Source organism: Nonomuraea maheshkhaliensis (genome assembly GCF_039529435.1).
GTDB lineage: Bacteria > Actinomycetota > Actinomycetes > Streptosporangiales > Streptosporangiaceae > Nonomuraea > Nonomuraea maheshkhaliensis.
Genome location: NZ_BAAAMU010000004.1, coordinates 94,826 through 115,983, shown reverse-complemented (window position 1 = coordinate 115,983; position 21,158 = coordinate 94,826). Strand labels below are relative to the sequence as shown.

Here is a 21,158-nt window from a genome sequence, read left to right as displayed (position 1 = left end):
GCCGGGCTGAACACAACCGATCACGAGGTGTTCGTGACTCCCTAAGGACAGCCTTGATCAACCATGTGTGGATGACACGTCTGGACGACGAGCTGTACTCAGGACTCGACGACGGAATCGGCGGGCTTATTCACGGGCCCACCGACGGGGGCGCCCATGGACCCGCCGACGGGACCGCTGACGGACTCACCGGCGGAGGCGCCGTCGAGCAGGGCCTTGAGATCGCCGGCCTCGGGCGCGCCGAGCCTGGCGAAGATCTCGAACGCCCTCCGTAGGCAGTCGATGCTCCTCGTCCTGCTGCCGAGGCCGTGCAGCGCCTTGCCGAGCACGGTGAGCGAGAGCGCCTCGCCGTAGGGATGGCCGATGTCGCGGGCGACCACCAGGGCCTCCTCGGCATGGCGCACCGCCTCGGCGTACCGTTCTGCGGCGATGAACGTCTCGGCCAGCCGGGAGCAGACCCGCTGCTCCCACACCCGCTGTTTGCTGGCCCGGAAGAAGGCCAGGCACTCGGCGTGGTGGTGGACGGCCTCGGTGATCCGGCCGACGCGGCTGAGCACGATGCCGAGGTGATAGCGGGCCCTGGCGGTGCCGGCGCCGCTGCCGATCTCGGTGAAGATGGCCAGGCCCTTCTCCGCCGCGGCGATGGCGTCCTCGGGCCGGCCCAGGCCCAGGTGGTCGCGGGCCGAGTAGCTGAGCACCAGCGCCTCGCCGGCCGGCACGCCGTTCTCGCGGTAGAAGCGCGACGCCGCGTCGAACAGGGCCAGCGCCTCGGTGTGCCGCCGCTGCCTGCCGACCACGACGGCCAGGGCGTTGAGCACCTCGCCGGTGACGACCTTCTCCCCGCGGGCGCGCGACAGCTCGTCCACCACCCTGAACTGCTCCTCGGCCTGCTTGAGCCGGTTGCCGGCGAACAGCACCCGGCCCAGCACGTAGCGGGCGCGCAGCTCGCCGCCCTCGTCGCCGATGTTTCGCGCGGCGGCCAGCACGGCACGGGTGCTCTGGTCGAACTCGCGGGTGTGGGTGCCCGACTCCAGCAGCGGCTCCATCGCCACCAGCAGGTCGCCGGCGGGCAGCAGCTGCCCGGGCGCGCGGGCCGACGCGGCGGCCTGATAGATGGCCGCGAACAACGAGTCGCCCTCGGCGATCAGCCAGGCCACGGCCTCGTCGACCGAGGTGAAGTCGAGCCCGGTGCCGGCCACGGCGAGGTTGGCCGGGATCATGCTGCCCTCGTAGGCCAGCGTGTGCGCTGACCGCGCCGAGGCCAGGTAGAAGTCGAGCAGCCGGCGCAGCGCCGTCGTACGGGTCTGGGGCCGCTCGGCCTTGTCCAGCGTCCGCCTGGCGAAGAGCTTGAGCAGATCGTGGAAACGGTAGCGGCCGGGCGCGGGGGCCTCCAGCAGGCTGGCGTCCACCAGCGATTCGAGCACCTCCTCGGCCTCCAGGACGCTCGTCGCCAGCACGGCCGCCGCCGCGCCCGTGGAGACGTCGGGGCCGTTGGGCAGCGACAGCAGCCGGAAGGCGCGGGCCTGGGCAGGGGTGAGCTGCCCGTACCCGAGCGCGAACGTGGCCTCGACGGCCAGGTTGCCGACGCGCAGCTCGTCGAGGCGGCGCTGCTCGTCGGCCAGGCGCGACACCAGCGAGGCGACCGTCCAGGACGGGCGGGCGGCCAGCCGGGCGGCCAGGATGCGCACCGCCAGCGGCAGGAACCCGCACGCGGCCACCGCGTCCATGGCCGCGCCGTGCTCGGCCGAGACCCGCTCGGCGCCGGCCACCGCGGCGAACAGCTGCAACGCCTCGTCCGGCTCCATCACGTCGAGGTCGATGAGCTTGGCGGAGGGCAGGTCGGCCAGCTTGCCGCGGCTGGTGACGATGGCGGCGCAGCCGGGAGCGCCCGGCAGCAGCGGGCTGACCTGCTCGGCGTCGCGGGCGTTGTCGAGCAGCACGAGGATGCGCCGCTCTGCCAGCAGCGAGCGGTAGAGCGCCGAACGTTCGGCCTCACCGTCGGGGATGACGTCGGGCGGGATGCCGAGCGCGCGCAGGAAGCCGCCGAGCGCCGACGCGGGCGCGGTGGCCTCGTCGCTGTAGCCGCGCAGGTCGGCGTAGAGCTGGCCGTCGGGGAAGGCGTCGTCGAGCAGGTGGGCGACATGGACGGCGAGCGCGGTCTTGCCGACGCCGCCGATGCCGGAGATGGCCGCCACCGGCACGCCTTCCGGCGCCGACCTGGCGGTGGACAGCGGGGCCGGGGAGTGGGCCGACAGGAGCGTGCGCAGCCGTACCACGATCTCCTTGCGGCCGGTGAAGTCGCCGGCGGCGGCGGGGAGTTGCGCGGGCCTGGGCAGCTCGGGAGCGGGCGGCTGCTCCTCCTGCTCGGGCGCGGGCTCGTCCGCTTGCGGGATGTCAGAGGTCTCCAGCGCCAGAGCGGGGTCGGCGGCCAGGATGCGTTGGTGCAGGGCGCTCAGCTCGGGGCCTGGCTCGATGCCCAGCTCGTCGATCAGGGCCTCGCGGGTCTCGGTGAAGACGTTCAGCGCGTCGCCCTGCCGGCCGCAGCGGTAGAGGGCGAGCATGAGCTGGGCGCGCAGCCGCTCGCGCAGCGGGTGGTCGGCGGTCAGGGCGATGAGCTCGGAGACGACCTCCGCGTGGTTGCCCAGCTCCAGGTCCACGTCCATGAGCGTCTCCGTGACGCTGATGCGCCGCTCGATGAGCCGGTCGCGCTGGTGCTCGGAGTAGGGGCCGACGGTGCCGGCCAGCGGCTCGCCCTCGAACAGCGCCAGCGCCGAACGCAGCTCCCTGGCGGCCTCGGCCGGCCGGCCGAACTTGCGCGCGGCCTCGGCCTGGCCGATCCCGCGTTCGAACCTGGCCAGGTCGAGCGCGTCGTCCGGCAGGCGCAGCGCGTAGCCGCGGCCGATGGAGGTGAGCAGCTCGGGGCGCGAGCGGGCGGGGCGGTCGGGCTCCAGCACCGTACGCAGCCTGGAGACGTACGTGCGCAGCGCCCCCAGGGCGCGCGGCGGCGCCTCCTCGCCCCATACCGCGTCGATCATCTCGTTGGGCGTGACCGCGTGGCCCTGCCGGAGCAGCAGCATGCCGAGGATGGAACGCTGCAAGGGCGTGCCCAGGTCGAGTTCCCGGCCGTCTCGCCACGCGCGGACAGGACCGAGCACGGCGAAGCGCAGTCCGTCTTCAGCGCGTTGACCAGCCATGCCGTATGTCTCCAAGCCAATGGAACGATTTGTTACCAAATGATAGATCCATACCTTCTCGTCACCTAGATCCAGGTTGATCGGTCACCGAAGCGTTGATCCGCCTTTGATTGGGTGTTGAGCGGCGCCCCCGATGGTGGTCTGTGAGGCGTGACACGCATCGCGGGGGCGTGTGTCATGTAGAGGGAATGCAGGCCGGAAAAAATACGACCCCGCCCGATCGAATCGGGCGGGGTTATTGCGGACGGGTTCTCAGGCTGCCTCGACCAGACCGAGCCTCATGGCCAGGCGCTCGCGGACGAGCGGCCATTCGGAGTTCAGGATCGAGTAGAACGCGGTATCTCGGACCGTGTTGTCGGCGCCTCGGCTATCCGCTCGTCGCACCCCGTCGAAGTGTGCGCCGAGAGCCTCGATGGCGGCCCGGGATCTGGTGTTGCGTACATCTGCTTTCAGGGTGATGCGGTGGACGTGCCACGTCTCGAAGGCGTGCGAGAGCAGGAGGTATTTGCTCTCCCGGTTGACCCCGGTGCCCTGGGCGCAGGCGCCCAGCCAGGTGTAACCGATGTCCGCCACGGACGGGGTGTCGCCCACCGCACCTCGTGTACCCGGCGGCCAGGGCATGGGGCCCTGCCAGTACTCCAGGTGCATGAGACGGGTGGCACCGACCACGCGGTCGGTGTTCAGCCACCGGATGGCGAAGGGCAATGAGCGGCCCTCCGCCTGCTCAGCCATGGCCGCCTCCACGTAGGAGACGACCTCGTCCCGGCCATGCGGGACGCGAGTGAAGGCGTAGGTGGAGCGGTCTTCACTCGCAGCGGCGACGAGGTCCTCGACCGCCGCCAGGCTGAGAGGTTCCAGGCGCACGAGGCGCCCGGACAGGGTGACAAGAGCGGGCATGAGCACATGATGAGGGCTACGGAGCGTGCGCGTCACCAGGCAGTCACAGCCATCTTCCCCGCCGATTTGCGGACGTGGTGTTTCCGCAGGTCAGAGCCCCCTTTTGGGGGAGGGTAAACCCGCTCTTGGGGAAAGATTCGCCTAACCGTGACATGCCGTCGGCACGAGGGCGGCGGGCCGTTCGCCCACCACGCCGTGGCGTACCGGCGACAGCCTGCTCAGCCCGGCCGACAGGAAGTCCAGATTGGCGGCGATCCACGGCAACTGGAGCGGATCGGGGCTGTTCAGGGCGGCACTGCGCTCCTCGGCGGAGTCGCCGTAGAGCAGGCTCACCGCGACCCTGACCCGGGCGGCCGTCGGCGTGTCGCCGAAGGCGTGTCCCGGCAGGACGCCGATGCCGTGCTCTTCGAGCAGCAGCTTGGTGATCTCGGCGGAGCCGCCGAGCCGCAGGTGGCTGAGGTCGGGATAGAGGTAGAAGCCGCCCTGCGGCACGGGCACGCAGGCGCCGATCTCGGTGAACCTGTCGTGGACCGCGCGGGCGACCACGCCGTGCAACCGGCGGCTGCGGGCGATGCGCTCGGTCAGCTCTTCGGGGTCGCCGAAGGCGTAGGCAGCGGCCTCCTGTACGGGAGCCGCCGGCGCCGACCAGATCTCGCTGGCCACCGCGAGCAGCTGCCTGCGCAGCTCGTGACCGTTCTCGGGCAGCCGGGCCACGCCGATCCGCCAGCCGCCGAGAGCCAGGCTTTTGCTCAGCCCCGTGGTGATGATCGTGCGCTCGGGCGCCAGATCGGCCGGTGAGGTGTAGGGCAGGTCGGGGTCGTGCAGCAGGTCGCGGTAGATCTCGTCGGAGATGATGGTCAGGTCGAACTCGCGGGCGACCCGGACCAGGCGGGCGATGGTCTCGGGCGTGGCCAGGCGTCCCGTCGGGTTGTCGGGCAGGGTCACCAGCACGGAGCTGACGGTCCTGCCCTGCGACCTGGCCAGGCGCACCTCGGCGGCCACCAGGTCGGGATCGGGCACTCCGCCCTCTCCTGGCGGTGCGGGCACCAGGAGGGGACGTGAGCCGACCAGGTCGGCCTGCGCGGCGTAGCTGACCCAGCTGGGCATGGGCAGGACGATGTCTCCGCCGATCGCCAGCAGCAGGCCGTACAGCAGTGACTTGCTGCCGGGACCGCAGACGACCAGGTCGGGGTCGGTGGTGAGCCCCCGTCGTGTCCAGTAGCCCGCCGCCGCGGCCCGCAGGCCGGGCGCCCCCGCGACCGGCCCGTAGCCGTTGCGTTCGGAGGCGGCGGCCAGCCTGTCGCGCAGCGCCGGGTGGACGGGCAGACCGGCCTCACCGAAGGCCAGGTGCAGCACGCGCTCCCCGGCGCGTCGTCTTCGCTCGATGTCCTCATTCGCCGCCAGGGTGGCGGACAGAGTTACGGTCATGTTTGTCACGTTCCCAGAGTGGTTGGATGAAGGCATCAGCACAAGCGGAGCTTTTTGTGGGTAGGCATAAGGAAGTCTGATGCTCGAATTGCGGCGATTGGTCCTGATCTGCGAGTTCGCAAGGAAGGGAAGTATCGCGGCGACGGCAGAAGCGCTCGGCTACAGTCCGTCGGCCGTCTCTCAACAGCTGGTGGCGCTCGAACGCGAGACCGGCACGGCGCTCATCGACAGGACGGCGCGCAGCGCCGAGCTGACCGATGCGGGCCGAAGGCTCGTCCTGCACGCCGAGCGCATCCTGTCGATGGTGGAGGAGGCCGAGTCCGACCTCTCCGCGCACGCCGGCACACCGTCCGGGCGGGTCGTGGTGAGCGCCTTCCCGACGGCGGCGGTGGCGTTCGCGCCCGCGCTGGCGCGCTCGCTGCGCCGCCACACCGAGCTCACGCTGCGGCTGGGACAGAGCAGGTCGGGGCGGGGCATGCGTGAGGTGCAGTCGGGCGAGGTGGACATCGCGCTCGTCGACGACTGGTACGGCCGCGTCCGCGACAGCGAGAGCCTGCGCGCCTTCCCCCTGCTGCGCGACCCCATGGTGCTGGTCGTCCCGCGCAAGCACCGCCTGGCCGACCCCGACGTGCCCCTCGACCTGCGGGAGCTGCGCGACGAGCCGTGGATGGCCACCCCCGACGGCGAGCCCTCGCGGCTGGCGGTGGACCGGCTGCTCGTGGATGTGGGCGGCACCCGGCCGACGCCGTGGGAGTTCGAAGGGCTGGGAACGATCCTGTCGCTGGTCGCCAAGGGCATCGGCATCGCCGCCGTCCCCGCGCTGGCCCTGGCCGCCGGTGTGCGCGGGCTGGCCGTGCGGCAGTTCCCCGGCGATCCGGTGGCGCGTGACGTGCACGCGGTCGCGCGCGGGTCCAGCGTGCACCGGCCGTCGGTGCACGTGACGCTGCGCGCCATCCACGTCGCCGCCCGTTACATCGCGGCCGACCTGGAGCCGGTACGGCTGGCCGAGCGGTCGCGGGAGGACCGTCCCGCCGACTCCGACTCCGGCAGCGGGTGGGAGGGCGGCGCGGTGCGGTCGGCGGGCTCTGTCGTCGGGAGGTCGTTCGGTGAGTGACGGTTGGTATGGGTCTGCTGCTGCTTCTTCTTCGGTCTGTGCGGTCATGGTCCTGTGAGGCGATAGCGTCTGCGGTCATGGCGCCGACGTACGAGATCGAGCAGTTGCTGCTCTCCCAGCCCAGCGTCCGTACGGTCGCGGGCGTGGACGAAGTGGGCCGGGGCGCGTGGGCGGGGCCGGTCACGGTCTGCGCGGTCGTCACCGACCTGTCCGAGCCGCCGGCCGGCCTGACCGACTCCAAGCAGGTCTCCGTGGCCAAACGCGGTCCGCTGGCCGCCGAACTGGCGGTCTGGGCGGCGGGAGTCGGTTTCGGCGAGGCCACGCACGAGGAGATCGACACGCTCGGCATGACGGAGGCCCTGCGCAGGGCCGCGCGCCGGGCGCTGGAGTCGCTGCCGGTCCGTCCCGACGCGGTGATCCTCGACGGCAAGCACGACTACATCGGCGCGCCCTGGCCGGTGCGGCTCGAGGTCAAGGGTGACGGCGCGAGCATCTCCGTCGCCGCGGCCTCGGTGCTGGCCAAGGTGCGGCGCGATGCGTACATGGGGACGATCGGCTGCGACGAGTACGGGTTCGCGGAGAACGCGGGCTACCCCTCACCTGTGCATCAGGAAGCGCTCGCCCGTCTCGGGCCCACCCCGCACCATCGGCTCTCCTGGTCATACCTAGACGAGCTGCCCCGATGGCGGCACTTGAAGCACCATCGTGACCCGCTGGCGGGCGAGGGGCAGGCCAGCCTCTTCGCGTAGCCGCGCTGATCGGTCATCATTCGGTGGATGCGCATCGGCATTTTCGTGGTCGCGGGCCTGTTCCCCGGCCGGCAGGCCGGGCCGACGCTTGCCGACGCCGTGGAGTGGATCGTCGCGGCCGAGGAGGCGGGGTTCGACGACGCGTGGATCGCCGAACATCACTTCATGTCGTACGGCGTCTGCCCCTCCCCGCTCACCCTTGCCGCGGTCGCGATCGGCAGGACCACGCGCATCGGGCTCGGCACGGCCGTCAGCGTGCTGTCCACCCAGCATCCCGTGGCGCTGGCCGAGCAGGCCGCCGTGCTGCACCACCTGTCGGGCGGGCGGTTCACGCTGGGGGTGGGCAGGGGCGGGCCGTGGGTGGATCTGGAGGTGTTCGGGACCGGGCTCGATCGGTACGAGCGGGGGTTCGCCGAGTCGCTCGACCTGCTGGTGTCGGCGCTGTCGGGCGCGCCGGTGGCGGCCGACGGGGAGTTCTTCCGCTTTCGCGAGGTGCCGATGGTGCCGGGGGCGCGGCTGCGGCCGGTCGTCGCCTGCACCTCACCCGGCACCGTCGACCTGGCGGCCTCGCGCGGGCTGCCGATGCTGCTGGGCATGCACATCGGGGACGCGGACAAGGCGGCGCTGGTACGGCGGTACCGCGAGCACGGGGGGCCGCCCGGGGGACATGTCGCGGCCGGGGTGGCCTTGGTAGGTGACTCCACGGCCGAGGCGGTGCGTGAGCTCAAGGAGCGGATGCCGTCCTGGCTGGGGCCCGGTCTGGCGGGGTATGTGCCCGTGGACGATCGGCCGCGCACGGCTCGGGACGCCGGTGCCTACGTGGACCTGCTGACCGGGATCCATCCGGTGGGGTCCGCCGAGCACTGCGCCGAGACGCTGCTGCGCACGGCGGAGAGCACCGGGATCGAGCACTTCATCCTGCTTGTGGAGGGGCTGGGCGAGCATCGGCGGACGCTGGAGAACATCGCCAGGTTGGGCGCCGAGGTGCTGCCGCTGCTGCGCTGATCCGGCTGCTGCGCTGATCCGGCTGATTCGACTGCTTTGGCGAGGCCGGTGAGGACGGCTGATGCGGCTGATCCGGCTGATCCGGCGGGCCGGCCCTGGACCGGCCCGCCGGGCAGGGGCTCAGCAGTCGACGAGCTCCGGTTTCTGGTTGAGGATCTGAGCGCGCGGGGTGACGAAGTCGGCCAGGGCCTTCGTGGCCGTCGGGTCGAAGACGGCGACCCGGTGGCAGTTCTGGAAGGCCAGGCGCACGCCGTAGTGACGCTCCAGCGCGCCACGCATCGAGTCGCTCGCCAGGCAGCGAAGGAGCTGGCCGCGCGCCTCCTCTGACGGCGGCGGCACCTCGTTGTCGGCGAACTCGGCCCCGCTGTGCTCACGCTGCTTGACCAGCTCGCTGATCAGCGACCACGCGTAGGGCAGTGAGTCGCGGACGCAGGCGAGGAAGGCCGCGTCGTCGACCTCACCGGCTTTGGCCTGGTCGAGCAGATCGTTCGGAACGGTCAGCGACATGCTGTCTCCTCTCGAAGGGGATTGAATCTGACGCTAGGTCGGAAAAGGGAAGGGCTCCAGATTCCCGACGGGAACAGTCGCGTGATCTCGGCCCCGCGTTCAGCGAAGCCTTGGCCCGCGTTCGCCGGAGCGGGGCCGTACGTTCACGGGCCGTAGACGAAGCCGGGGTCGATCTGTTCGGCGAGGTCGGCGCCCGTCCGCTCGTTGCCCCACGCCTTCGCGTTGCGCAGGTGGAACTCCACGGTCTGGCGGCCGAAACGGGCCCAGTCCTTCTCCTGCTCGTCGAGGGTCTTGCGGAGCACGGCGAGGGCGTCGGCGTTGGCCGGCTCCAGGTCGTCGAGGGTGAAGTGGCGGCCCTGCTCCATGGCGCGGACCGCGGCGGAGTGCTCCATCCAGGTGAGCAGGTCGTCACCCACGTGCTCGCGCAGGAAGTCGACGTCGGACGGGCCGTGCACCTTGTTGCCCACGACGGCGAGGGCGACGTCGTACTTGGCGGCGTACTCGCGGTACTGCCGGTAGACGCTCACGCCCTGCCTGGTCGGCTCGGCGACGAGGAATGTCAGGTCGAAGCGGGTGAACAGGCCGGAGGCGAAGGAGTCGGCGCCCGCGGTCATGTCGACCACGACGTATTCGCCCGGGCCGTCGATCAGGTGGTTGAGCAGCAGCTCCACCGCGCCGACCTTCGAGTGGTAGCAGGCCACGCCGAGGTCGTCCTCGCTGAACGGGCCCGTGGCCAGCAGGCGCAGGCCGTCGGGGGTGGTCAGGCCGTAGGGGTCGGCGGCCAGGTCGTCGAAGCGGAGCAGCCGGGAGCCGCGGCCGGGCGGGGTGGTCTTGAGCATGACCTCGGCGGACGGGATGCGCGGGTTGTCGCCGCGCAGCCGGTCCTTGATCTCGGTGAGGTGGGCCCCGAGCGGCTCGGGCTGCTCGTCGAGGCCGAGCACGAGGGCCAGGTGCTGGTTGATGTCGGCGTCCATGGCCACCACCGGGCCGCCCTGGCTCGCCACGTGTCTCGCGAACAAGGCCGACATCGTCGTCTTGCCGCTGCCGCCCTTTCCGACGAACGCCACTCTCACTGTTACTCCAGGTGAGGATGAAAATCATTTCCGTTGGGGACGATCACCATCATGCCACAGGCGTCGCGCGGAGACACGGGAAACGGCGGGCATGCCGAAATGAGATTCATTCTCGGAACGCGCGGGGGACGCGGACAGGACTGGGCCTCGGTGGGACCCTGGGCTCAGGCGCAGGTGGCGTCGAGGTTGACCGGGGCGTCGGTCGGCGTCGGGGACGGCGAGTGCGGGCCCGAGGTCTTGGTCGAGGCTGAGCGCTCCTCCAGGGCGTCGTCCACCTCGCGCCGGATCGCGTACCAGTCCGGGTCGGCGGTGTTGACCAGCGGCGGCACGAAGTTCAGGCTGCGGATCTTGGCGCCCTTGACCTTCTGCGCCAGGTCGACCACCGCGGGAAGGAGGTCCTGAGGCAGATCGGTGGAGATGGCCCGCTTGGTGGCCGCGGCGAGGCGTTCGAAGCTGTTCAGCACGGTCATCGGGTCGGCCTGCTTGGCGACCGCGTTGAGCAGGCACTTCTGGCGTCCCATGCGGACGTAGTCGTCGCTGTCGGTGCGGGAGCGGCCGTACCAGAGGGCCTCCTGGCCGGACAGCTTGCGGGTGCCGGCGGGCAGCAGGCCCTCGCGGTAACGGCCGTACACGATGGGGTCCTTGATCGTGACCTGGACGCCGCCCATGGCGTCGACCATCTCGGCGAAGCCCTTCATGTCCACCATCGCGTAGTAGTCCACGGGGATACCGAGGATGTCGGCGATGGTTTTCTTGATGAGAGCAGGGCCGCGCTGCCCCTTCTGCACGCCCGGCACCACTTCGGGATGGTCCTCGGCGTACTGGAAGACCTCGTTGAGCAGGCCAGGGGTGTCGGGGCCCGCGCCGGTGAAGCCGTAGGGGAAGCGGTCCCTGGCGGGACCCGCGGGCAACTGGACCTGCTGCAGGTTGCGCGGCAGGCCGAACAGGACGGTCGCGCCGGTGGCCACGTCCACGCTGGCCACGGTCATGCTGTCGGTCCGCACCCCGGGCCTGCTGGGCGCGGAGTCGCCGCCGAGCAGCAGGAAGTTCACCCGTTCCGCACCGTTCCACGGGTCCTGGGCCATGACGGGGGTGGTGGCGGTGGTGCCGCGCGGGAACAGGGTGTTCACGACGTCGCGCGACAGGTAGGCCAGCCGGGTGGCGTACGCGGTCGGAGCCAGCACGAGCGCGCACAGGGCGACCGTGAGCGTGGTGGTCAGGAAGCGGCCGACGGTGTCGGAGCGGGCGGGGCGTACCAGCAGGAACGACCAGATGATCACCCCGGTCCAGGCGAGCGCGACGGCCACCAGCGCGACGGTGAGCCAGGTGAGCCAGCGGGGCTGCACGGCCAGCGACAGCAGGTTCGCGCTGAACGCGGTGAACACGGTCAGCACGCCGGCCAGCATCAGCACGTACGCCGCCATCAGGGCCAGGCCGGTCTTACGACGCTCGGCGGCCAGATGTGCCACGCCCCACAGCAGGGTCGAGGCCAGCGTCAGTGCGATGCTCGCGCCCGGTCCGAATCGCCGGTCCTCTCCCGTCATGCCTGGTCAAACCCCCAATGTGCGCCCATCCCCAGCACGTTAGTAATGCGCGGTGCGTGTCAGGCGTTGCTAAGGGCAAGGGTTCGGTCAAATCACCGTCAAGTACACATTGAGATATAACGTGAGCATGAGCAAGCGTCACGGTAGCTATGGGTTCGACGCACCCTGGGCGCCGGCAGGGCTGCTCCTGGGAGCGGTCGTGCTGCTGGGCCTGGCCGGGATCTCGTTCGCCCTCGACGTCCTCCCCGCTGGCGTCGCCTTCCTCTTCGGCGGGCTCTACACGCTCGCCAGCGCGGTCAGCTATCTCTACACGACCAGGCGCGGCAAGTTCGTCGTCTGGGACAGGGAGCTGCGGCGGCTGCGCGGCGACGAACGGCTGCTCGACCTGGGCTGCGGCAGGGGAGCGGTGCTGCTGCTCGCGGCCGGACGGCTGGAGCGGGGCGGCGCGACCGGCGTCGACCGGTGGCGCACCAAGGACCAGTCGGGCAACCGCGCGCCGGTCACCAGGCGCAACGCCGAGCTGGAAGGCGTCTCCGACCGGGTGGAACTGGTCACCGCCGACCTGCGCGACCTGCCCTTCGGCGACGACTCCTACGACGTGGTGGTCGCCAGCCAGTCCGTGCACAACGTCCCCGACGCCGAAGGACGGGCCCAGGCCGTCCGTGAGGCGCTGCGCGTGCTGCGGCCCGGCGGGCTGCTGCTCATCGCTGACTTCCAGCACACGCCCGCCTACGAGGACACCCTGCGCGAGCTGGGCGTCATCGACGTACGCAGGCGGAACGCGGGCTGGCGGTTCTGGTACGGCGGCCCGTGGTTCGCCACCGGCATCGTGGAGGCCAGGAAACCGGCCGCTTGACACGACGTTTGCGCGCCGCTTCCCGGGTATCGAGAAGATCCTATGAGCGACGTGGAAACCGGCACCATCACCACGAAAGTGCCCGCACGGCTGGACCGGCTGCCGTGGTCACGCTGGCACTGGATGATCGTCATAGGACTCGGCACCGTTTGGATCCTCGACGGGCTCGAAGTCACCATCGTCGGCAACCTCTCCGCGCAGCTCGCCAAACCGGGCAGCGGCCTGGAGATCACCCAGGCCCAGGTCGCGGGCGCCGCCGCCGCGCTCTACGTGGCGGGCGCCTGCTCAGGAGCGCTGTTCTTCGGCTGGCTGACCGACAAGTTCGGCCGCAAGAAGCTGTTCATCATCACGCTGGTCGTCTACCTGCTGGCCACGCTGATGACCGCGTTCTCCTTCAGCGCGTGGTGGTTCTTCCTGTTCAGGTTCCTGACCGGCTTCGGCATCGGCGGCGAGTACGCGGCCATCAACTCCGCCATCGACGAGCTCATCCCGAGCCGGCACCGCGGGCGCATCGACATCATCATCAACGGCAGCTACTGGCTCGGCGCCGCCGGAGGCGCGCTGCTGACCGTGCCGCTGCTGAACGACCTGCCGGTCAACATCGGCTGGCGGGTCGCCTTCGGCCTCGGCGTGGTGCTCGGCCTGGCCATTCTTCTCGTACGGCGCAACGTACCGGAGAGCCCGCGCTGGCTGTTCATCCACGGCAGGGGCGAGGAGGCCGAGAAGGTCGTCGGCGACATCGAGCAGGACATCGGCGAGGACAAGCTGCCGGAGCCGCAGCAGTCGATGACCATTCACACGCGCAAGTCGATCGGGTTCGTCCGGATCGCGCACACGATGGTGGCGCTCTATCCGAAGCGGACGGTGCTGGGGCTGTCGCTCTTCATCGGGCAGGCGTTCCTCTACAACGCCATCACCTTCGGGTACGCGCAGATCCTGTCCACCTTCTACGGCATCGACACGCACACGGGCTACTACTTCGCCGTCATCGCCGTCGGCAACTTCCTCGGCCCGCTGCTGCTCGGCCACCTCTTCGACACCGTCGGCCGGGTGCCGATGATCTCGGCCACGTACCTCGGCTCCGGGGTGCTCCTGCTGGGCACGGCCTGGCTGTTCAACCAGGGGGTGCTCACGGCGGTCACGCTGACGGCGTGCTGGTGCGCGGTGCTCTTCATGGCCTCGGCGGGGGCGAGCTCGGCGTACCTGACCGTCAGCGAGATCTTCCCCATGGAGACCAGGGCCATGGCCATCGCGTTCTTCTTCGCGATCGGCACGGCCGCGGGCGGCATCGCCGGCCCGCTCGTCTTCGCCTCGCTGGTCGAGAGCGGGGTGCCGGGGGACACGGCGCTGGCGTTCTGCATCGGGGCGGTGGTGATGATCACCGGTGGGCTGGTGGAGCTGTTCCTGGGGGTGAAGGCCGAACGGAAGGGGCTGGAGGAGATCGCGGCCCCGCTCTCGAAGGCGGAGCCCGAACCGGCCACGTGACCGCTTGTCGCCGGCACCTTCGACGGAAGCCCGGCACCCCCACCTCCAGAACGTTGTGCCCGGCACCCCCACCTCCAGAACGTTGTGCCCGGCACCACGACTCCAGAACTCTCCCCCGAACCGCAGAGGGACTCACCCTCGCTAGCGACCGGAGACGGAAGTGAGAAGCACCTGGCGTTCGACATCGTCGATGTAGGCGGAAGGCAGGCGACGCAACACCACCCCCATCTCCTCATCCTGGAGCACCGGCAGGGCGGCCAGCGCCTCGGCGGCCAGGCCCCGGCAGTACCGGATCGTGTTGCCCGCCATCGGGCTCGCCCGCAGCACCCGCAGCGCGCGAGCCACCTGCTCCTCGCTCATGTCCCGCCCCACCAGGCCGTCGCCGGCCAGGTCGATCCCGGACATGAGCAGGGGCAGGCTGTAGACGCCCTGGCGCAGGTCGTTCCCGGCCGGCTTGCCGAGCTGCTCGTCCGACGCGGTCAGGTCGAGCAGGTCGTCGAGCACCTGGAAGATCAGCCCGAACCGCTCCCCGTACGCCGCCATCCGCGCCCTGTCCTCGGCCGGGGCGTGCGCGCACAACGCCGCCGCCAGGCAGCCCGCCCGGAACAGGGCCGCAGTCTTGCCGGTGATCGACCGCACCGCGCTTTCTCGCGTACGGCCGGTGTCGAACAGATCGGCCGTCTCCAGATACTGGCCCTCCGCCAGCTCCACCACCGTGGCCGCCAGCACCTCGGCCACCGGCCGCGACACGTTCACGATCGCCGCCAGCGCGGCCCTGGCCAGCATGAAGTCCCCGATGACCAGAGCCTTGCCGTCCCCCAGCTCGGCGTTGAGCGTCCGCTGCCCGCGCCGCCGGTCGGCCCGGTCCATGAGGTCGTCGTGCACGAGCGAGCCCGTGTGGATGAGTTCCACGCACGCCGCCGCCGTGATCACCCGGCGATCGGGCGCCTTGCCGAGCGCGATCGAGGCGGCCAGCGTCAGTGCCGGCCGCAGCCGCTTGCCGCCCGCGGACACGACCCGCTCCGCGCCCGCGTTGATGTCCGGCAGCACGGACGACCCGCTCAGCCGCCGGATCCTGGCCTCGACCTTGACCAGCCCCGCGACGACGCCCGGGCTGCGCAGCAGTTGCTCCATGCCGCCCAGCCTGCGCCCCGGCCGCTGTGGAGCACCTGAGACACACTGAGGACCCTCTCAGCAGGCGCCCCGCGGAGGATCCTGGAAGGGAGTGAACCCTGTCGCCTCCCTGGAGAGTGAGTGCACCGCGTGAGCGAATCATCGGGCGAGGTCCTCTACCTCGTCGTCTGCGCGGCCGGCGCGGCCCGCGACGTCGGCAGGCTGGTCACCCTGGCGCAGGACGCGGGCTGGATCGTGCAGATCGTGGCCACACCGTCCGCCCTGGACTTCATCGACGTGGCCGCCCTGGAAGAGCAGACCGGCCGCCCCGTACGCAGCCGCTACCGCAAGCCCCACGAACCCAAACCGCCCCGGGCCGACGCCATGATCGTGGCACCGGCCACGTACAACACGATCAACAAGTTCGCCCAGGGCATCACCGACACCTACGCCCTCGGCGTCCTGGCGGAGGCCCCGGGCCTGGGCATCCCGGTCGTCGTCCTGCCGTTCGTCAACAGCGCCCTCGCCGCACGCACACCGTACCGACGCAGCCTGGAGGATTTGAGGGCGGACGGCGTACGCATCGTCCCGAACCCCGGCCACACCGACCCCTACCCCTGGGACGAAGCCGTGCAGGAACTCGGTCTCGCCCCTTCTCGGCAGCGGGAACAAGGGACGACCACTCAGCCGAACTGAGGAGAATCCCGGAGCGGACGGCGCCGAATCCGGCCTAGCCTGATTCGACCGGCGGCCTGATTCGCGGGGCAGTCACCCGGGTGACAGCGCAGGACGAATGGCATGGGTAATGTCGCGCCCCAGGTTCGTTCACTATCGCGGTGTCGCACATATCGGGACTGAAGGTTGCTGTAGGTAGCTGATAGCCGGCCGCAAATATCTCGCAGGCGAATTAACGGACACTACCAACATCACCGAGGGTTAACCGATATCTTTGCCAAGCTTGCATCGGGGCCGAGGTGACCTTCGCTATCACAGGAAAAGGCGCAATGATGGAACCACGGCGGTTGCCGGGAGGCGACACCTGATGCTCACTGTGGACGTGGCAAGTGAAAAGCAACGCCAACTGGCGTTCGAGGACTGGGGCGAGCCGGATGGGCAGCCTGTTTTTCTGCTGCACGGCACTCCCGGCAGCAGGTTCTCCCCTTGCCCGCGTGCGTCCGTCCTCTACCGGCTTGGTCTGCGGGTCATCGTCTACGATCGCCCAGGTTACGGTGACTCCGACCCGCAGCCGGGGCGCACGGTGGCCGATGCGGCCCACGACGTGCGGGTCATCGCCGACAAGCTCGACATTGAACATTTCGGAGTGCTGGGCAGGTCGGGAGGCGGCCCTCACGCCCTGGCCTGCGCGGCCCTGCTGCCGGACCGGGTCACGCGCGTCGCCGTACAGGTCAGCCTGGCGCCGATCGAGGACGACGGTGTCGACGGTTTCGACTGGTACCACGGTATGACGGAGTACAACCGGAGGGAGTATTCCTTCAGCCGGCCTACCCATAACGGCGCCAGCCCCATCGTGCGACTGCGTACGGAACGGGCGGCGGACGCCATCAGGCGCAGCCCGGGCCAAATGCTCGTAGACCTTGAGGAAGACCTGCGCGACCAGGACCGGGAGGTCATCGCCGATTCCGGTATCCGCGGGATGCTGCTCGACAATTACCGCAAGGCCCTGGACAAGTCCGCCCAGGGCTGGATCGACGATCGTCATGCGTTCTGCACGCCGTGGGAGTTCGATCTGTCGGCCATCAAGGTGCCGACCATGATCTGGCACGGCACGGCGGACGTGTTCTCACCGCCGAGCCACTCCGAATGGCTGGCCAGCCGCATTCCGGGCGCCGAACTCGTCTTCATGCCGGATGCGGCCCACTTCACCGCGATCACCGAGATGCCGAAGCTGATGGTCTGGGCCGCCACCGGCAGACGGTGGTGAGTCCCTTCAGATCACGGCCGCCTCCAGATCCAGATCGATCAGCTGATCGTCGATCAGTCGCGTCCGGGCCGGATGTCCGGCACAGAGCACGGTGCCGAAGGACTGCAGCGCGGCTTGCTTCCTTTCCGCGGCCTCCTCGCCATGGTGCTGCCGATTCTCGACGATGGCGAGGTTCGCGGCGCAGATGAGGGTGTGCAGGTGGTCGTCTCCGCGCACGGCGCGGAGGCGTTGCAGCAGCTCCTTGTACTGCTGCAAGGTGTCGCGTTCACCGAGGTCGGTGTAGCAGTTGGCCAGGTTGACCCGGCAGGCGAGCACCATCGGATGTCCGCTGCCGAGGGTGTCGCTCAATTGCTGTGCGGTCGTGCTCAGCGTGGCGGCGGCCGACGCCGCGCCACCGCTGTAGCGCTGGTAGGTGGCGACATTGTTGATGGCCGCCGCCGTGTTGGGATGGCCGGGACCGAAGACCTTCTCGAATGTCCCGATCAGTTCCCTGCCGAGAGTGGCGGCGGTGTGCGGCTGGCCGTTGGCGGCCACGTCGGCGGCGTGATGCAGAGCACAGGCCAGTGTCACCGGCGACTCCGAGCCGTAGAGGCGTGTGTGGCGGCTCAATGTCGTTTCGTTCAGCTCCAGGGCTTCCTCGATCTCACCCCACTCCCGGAGTGACACCGCCAGGTTGCGTGCCGGGAGCAGCGCCTCGTGCTTGTCCGCGTCGCCGGCATCGAGATAGCGGGCGTACAGATCGCGCAGCATCCTGACCGATTCTTCGAGCTGCCCCATTCCGCGCAGGTCGATGGCCAGGGAGACGGTGGAGAACAGGGTGTACGGGTGTTCCGCCCCCAGCACTTCCGTCCTGCGTCGCAACGTGTCCTTGTCGAGCTGCTGCGCCCCGTGAACGTCACCCACCAGCCGCAGCGTCATGGCGAGGTTGTTGGCCGCGGAAAGACTGCGCCCGTGATTCTCCCCGAAGATCCGCTTGAAACTCTCGTACGTGCGGGTCGCCAGCTCTCGCGCCTCGTGATAACGGCCGAGCGTGCACAGATCGGCGATGTTGCTGCCCGCGGTCATCAAGGTATGGGGATGATCAGGCCCCAGCACCCTTGTCTGCCGCTGATGGTTGTCCTGGTCGATCTCCAGCGCCGTCCGATGCCTTCCGCGTGAGCGGTGGATGTTGGCCACGTTGAAGCGCAGCAACATGGTGAGGCGATCGTCGGGACCGAACTCCTTCATCCACCGCTGGGCCAGCGCTTCGCCGCGCTTCAGCGCCGACCCGTACTCGCCGCGCCGCCAGAGGTAGCGGATGCGGTCGATGCAGAGGACGCGGGTGTCGTCGGATCTGCACTCGACAGCTTGGGAAGGAGTGAGGTGCGGCCAGATCTGCGCGTACTGGGGCCAGTTTTCCGGGTCGTCGACGTCGCCGCGCTGCGGCTTGTAGGCGACCAGAAGGTCGTGCACCTGATGCCGGATCCCGTCGCGTTCCTTCTCGTCCATCTGGTTGCGTACCACCGCCTGGACGAGCCGGTGCACTCCGATGGACCGGTTACGGGCATCGGGCTTGATGAGGGCGAGCCGGCTGAGCTCCTGGACGACTCGGGCCATGAGCAGGCTGTCGCGCAGGGTTTCGTCGTACGGCAACAGGATCTGGGCCATGTGGGTGCTGTGGAGGAGAGCCGTGGAGATGCTCTCGGGCGCGAAGAAGGAGAGAAGTTTGAGTAAATGCGCGGCAGCGGGTGAGCGCCGCGTCACCTCTTCGAAGGAGACGTTCCACGTCGATGCCACGGTGACGGGGAAGTCTTCGGGAAGACCCATGGTCAGGGCCTGCACCGGTTGTGTCTGCAGCCGTTCGATGTAGGCGCCGATGGGGATCACGCTGGTCTGCAGCATCGCCGCCGCATGCTCGATCGCCAGCGGCAGATCCCCCAGGTGGTCGGCCAGCGTCCTCGCCTCCGGAACCTCCAGACCCGGCACCCGATGAGTGAGGTGGAGAACGCTCTCCTCGCGTGAGTAGACATCCACCTCCAACGGCTGGGCGTGCTCGGCCCAGGCCTGATGGCGCGTGGTGACGAGAACGTGGCCCGATCCGCCCGGGAGGAACTGCGCGATGTCCTCCGGGGCGTGCGCGTTGTCGAAGACGAGCAGATATCGGGCGTATTTGGCGCCGGTACGCAGGGATTCCAGGACGGCCTCAGCGGCCTCGAAGACGTTGTCGCCCTCGTAGACGCCGAGACGGGGGGCGAGTCTGGCGAGTTTCGGGTTGATCTCCTGCGGTTGCGCGGCCGGCAGCCAGAGCACAAGATCGTAATCGGCCATGAACCTGTGCACGTATTCAAGGGCCACCTCGCTCTTGCCCACGCCGCCCAGACCGTGCAGAGCCTGGGGCAGAACGGCGGTGGTCCCGCCGCGCAGCATCTGATCGCGGAGCGCTTCGAGGATGTCGCCTCTGCCGGTGAAGCCGGGGTTGCGCGGTGGGACGTACCAGATCTCCGGCGTCCTGCCGGGGAACGGGGTGCGAGCGGGCTCCTCGCTCAAGGCGAGCCCGGCGTGCTCGGCGGCGCGGTCCACCGAGTCCAGCAGCGCGCCTGCCGCCTCCGTCTCGTTCATGCGGGCCAGGTCGACGATCGACTTGGCCCAGGTCGGGGGAGGCGATACGTCGGCGATCCTGATCGTGCCCACGATGCGGCGGTTGCCGGAGGGATCGCCGTTGGCGGCGGTCTGGACGAACCGGCGTGCCTCCGGGGCCGCCGCGAACGCCGGCGACATGACCGTCAGGACTCTGTCGGCGTCCTTGACCTGGTCGGCGACGGCCGCCAGGTCCGTGGCGGCCAGCACGTTGTGACGCGTGACCTCACAACCGGCACGGCTGAGCACCGAGTCCATCCACTCGGCCCACATCCGGTCCTCCGGCACGTAGCCGAGCGCGATGCGCGTGGGAGGCGCCGGCCGGTGCCGAAGGAACTGGGCCAGACTCCGTTGCCGGAGCTCGTCCGCCATCGGAGCCAGCGCCGTGACCTCGCCGTGCGTGATCTCGGCGGTGAGTCTCTCGTACGCGCTCAGCAGCGACCCCGGGCGGTGGGGCGGGTCTCCGAAGACGGCGAGGACCTCTTCGTAGGCATAGAACGAGCGGTAGGGCACCTCGACCGCGCCCCAATACGCGGCCTTCTGCTCGGCGTTCCTGCCGAGGAACCGGTCGAAGTGCTTGCGTGCCTCTCTCCGGCCGAGCTCCAGCCCCTCCTGCTCGGCCTCCTCGATGCGCATCGGCACGGGAAGGACCGTCCGTTTGTACCGGTCGACGACGTCCGCCGCCTTGTTGGCGGCTCCCTCGATGCTCTGCTCGCTCAGCGTGAAGCAGTCCACCAGGACGTCGCACATCTGGGCCGTGCAGATGTCGCCGATGTCGCACAGCCCGGTCCGGCTGTCGATCAGCGTGTAGCCGTATTGGCGCTTCGCGTCTTCGCGCAGCGCGTCGAGGAACTTGCCACCGCGCAACTGATAGAAATTGTCCCAGTCGGGGACCGGGGACGCCGCGAAATCGCGATTGAAGCTGCCCGCGGGCAGGAAGTCCAGCGAACCGCCGTCCGGAAAGGTCCACTGGACAGCGGAGACATGCGGTTCGATGCGCGCGTATTCCTGCAGCCAGTCGTTTGTCCGCCGCTCGCCGGACGTGACGGCGGCATGCGCGTAGTCGCGAATCATGCCCGAGATCCCGTGGCTGTTCGTCGGGCCGAGGAACGGGCGGAAGAACTTGTGCAGCCCAGGAGTTTCGAGGTCCCAGTCGATCGCCAGCACCCGCATGCCCCTGCTCGCCATGATCCAGGCCACGTTGGCCAGCGCCATGGTCCGGCCGGTACCGCCTTTGTATGAGTAAAAGGTGATGATGCGACCTTTGTTGTCGTCCATGGTCGTCCTTGGGGGCAGTGGTCAATGTGTGAATCCGTCGTACCGAATCGCTCTCATCGACTGACAGGGGTGACACATCTTCGTTTTCGAACGTTCCAATGGAGGCGTCCGCCCTCTCGTCCGCCCCTGTCACATCCGTGATGCTGAACAATCGTCCCCCGAATTCGACGACATTTGCACAGTACCCGCGGATCGGCGACCTGCACGTGTCGGTCTGCAGCGAGATGAGAGAGGCGAATAATGGATCTCCGGATACGGCAGTGAAGCCATCCGAATTAGCGGTTCCGTAGAGTCGCTGGTCTCAGGGAAACGGGTTGCGGCGGACACCGTGTGTGGTTGTAGATCTGGGTGGGTCGA

Annotated in this window: 15 protein-coding genes; 7 read left to right on the top strand and 8 right to left on the bottom strand. The window is 69.5% G+C overall.

Annotated elements, in window-relative coordinates:
* Positions 1-98 precede the first annotated feature (98 nt).
* The 3 genes from ABFX54_RS04600 to ABFX54_RS04590 all read right to left on the bottom strand — a co-directional run bounded on the left by ABFX54_RS04600 (position 99) and on the right by ABFX54_RS04590 (position 5,519).
* A complete protein-coding gene (locus ABFX54_RS04600) occupies positions 99-3,194 on the bottom strand; it encodes an AfsR/SARP family transcriptional regulator (protein ID WP_346101626.1) in 3,096 nt (1,031 codons plus the stop codon).
* A gap of 252 nt (positions 3,195-3,446) precedes the next feature.
* On the bottom strand, positions 3,447-4,091 hold the full coding sequence (locus tag ABFX54_RS04595; protein ID WP_346101625.1) for a GNAT family N-acetyltransferase: 645 nt from the start codon (positions 4,089-4,091) through the stop codon (positions 3,447-3,449).
* A 141-nt stretch (positions 4,092-4,232) separates the two neighbouring features.
* The gene (locus ABFX54_RS04590; RefSeq protein ID WP_346101624.1) at positions 4,233-5,519 is read right to left on the bottom strand and encodes a pyridoxal phosphate-dependent aminotransferase; all 1,287 of its coding nucleotides are present in this window, start codon (positions 5,517-5,519) and stop codon (positions 4,233-4,235) included.
* Between the two features lie 79 nt (positions 5,520-5,598).
* Between ABFX54_RS04590 and ABFX54_RS04585 the strand changes: the two genes are divergently transcribed.
* The 3 genes from ABFX54_RS04585 (at position 5,599) to ABFX54_RS04575 (ending at position 8,387) form a co-directional block, all read left to right on the top strand.
* Complete coding sequence (locus ABFX54_RS04585; protein WP_346101623.1) at positions 5,599-6,633, top strand: LysR family transcriptional regulator; 1,035 nt, start codon at positions 5,599-5,601, stop codon at positions 6,631-6,633.
* A gap of 77 nt (positions 6,634-6,710) precedes the next feature.
* Positions 6,711-7,382, top strand: coding sequence for a ribonuclease HII (locus ABFX54_RS04580; protein ID WP_346101622.1), 672 nt, complete (start codon positions 6,711-6,713; stop codon positions 7,380-7,382).
* A 27-nt stretch (positions 7,383-7,409) separates the two neighbouring features.
* Positions 7,410-8,387: an LLM class flavin-dependent oxidoreductase gene (locus ABFX54_RS04575; protein WP_346101621.1), complete on the top strand. Its 978-nt coding sequence runs from the start codon at positions 7,410-7,412 to the stop codon at positions 8,385-8,387.
* Between the two features lie 120 nt (positions 8,388-8,507).
* Here ABFX54_RS04575 and ABFX54_RS04570 read toward each other — a convergent pair whose 3' ends face one another.
* The 3 genes from ABFX54_RS04570 to ABFX54_RS04560 all read right to left on the bottom strand — a co-directional run bounded on the left by ABFX54_RS04570 (position 8,508) and on the right by ABFX54_RS04560 (position 11,511).
* Positions 8,508-8,894 carry an SCO5389 family protein gene (locus ABFX54_RS04570; protein WP_326632854.1) on the bottom strand — a complete coding sequence of 129 codons (387 nt, stop codon included), beginning with the start codon at positions 8,892-8,894 and terminating at the stop codon, positions 8,508-8,510.
* Between the two features lie 143 nt (positions 8,895-9,037).
* The gene (locus ABFX54_RS04565) at positions 9,038-9,967 is read right to left on the bottom strand and encodes an ATP-binding protein (RefSeq protein ID WP_346101620.1); all 930 of its coding nucleotides are present in this window, start codon (positions 9,965-9,967) and stop codon (positions 9,038-9,040) included.
* Positions 9,968-10,131: 164 nt separating this feature from the next.
* On the bottom strand, positions 10,132-11,511 hold the full coding sequence (locus tag ABFX54_RS04560; protein WP_346101619.1) for an LCP family glycopolymer transferase: 1,380 nt from the start codon (positions 11,509-11,511) through the stop codon (positions 10,132-10,134).
* Between the two features lie 127 nt (positions 11,512-11,638).
* Between ABFX54_RS04560 and ABFX54_RS04555 the strand changes: the two genes are divergently transcribed.
* Positions 11,639-12,367, top strand: coding sequence for a class I SAM-dependent methyltransferase (locus tag ABFX54_RS04555; RefSeq protein WP_346101618.1), 729 nt, complete (start codon positions 11,639-11,641; stop codon positions 12,365-12,367).
* Between the two features lie 42 nt (positions 12,368-12,409).
* A complete protein-coding gene (locus ABFX54_RS04550; RefSeq protein ID WP_346101617.1) occupies positions 12,410-13,852 on the top strand; it encodes an MFS transporter in 1,443 nt (480 codons plus the stop codon).
* Between the two features lie 141 nt (positions 13,853-13,993).
* On the opposite strand, the gene ABFX54_RS04545 is transcribed toward ABFX54_RS04550, so the two are convergent.
* A complete protein-coding gene (locus ABFX54_RS04545; protein ID WP_346101616.1) occupies positions 13,994-14,986 on the bottom strand; it encodes a polyprenyl synthetase family protein in 993 nt (330 codons plus the stop codon).
* Positions 14,987-15,115: 129 nt separating this feature from the next.
* Here ABFX54_RS04545 and ABFX54_RS04540 point away from each other — a divergent pair, with 129 nt between their 5' ends.
* Positions 15,116-15,661 (top strand): flavoprotein, encoded by a 546-nt coding sequence (locus tag ABFX54_RS04540; RefSeq protein WP_346101615.1) that lies wholly within the window; start codon positions 15,116-15,118, stop codon positions 15,659-15,661.
* Between the two features lie 346 nt (positions 15,662-16,007).
* A complete protein-coding gene (locus ABFX54_RS04535; RefSeq protein ID WP_346101614.1) occupies positions 16,008-16,907 on the top strand; it encodes an alpha/beta fold hydrolase in 900 nt (299 codons plus the stop codon).
* Positions 16,908-16,913: 6 nt separating this feature from the next.
* Here ABFX54_RS04535 and fxsT read toward each other — a convergent pair whose 3' ends face one another.
* A complete protein-coding gene (gene fxsT, locus ABFX54_RS04530) occupies positions 16,914-20,801 on the bottom strand; it encodes an FxSxx-COOH system tetratricopeptide repeat protein (RefSeq protein ID WP_428834495.1) in 3,888 nt (1,295 codons plus the stop codon).
* Between the last annotated feature and the right edge of the window lie 357 nt (positions 20,802-21,158).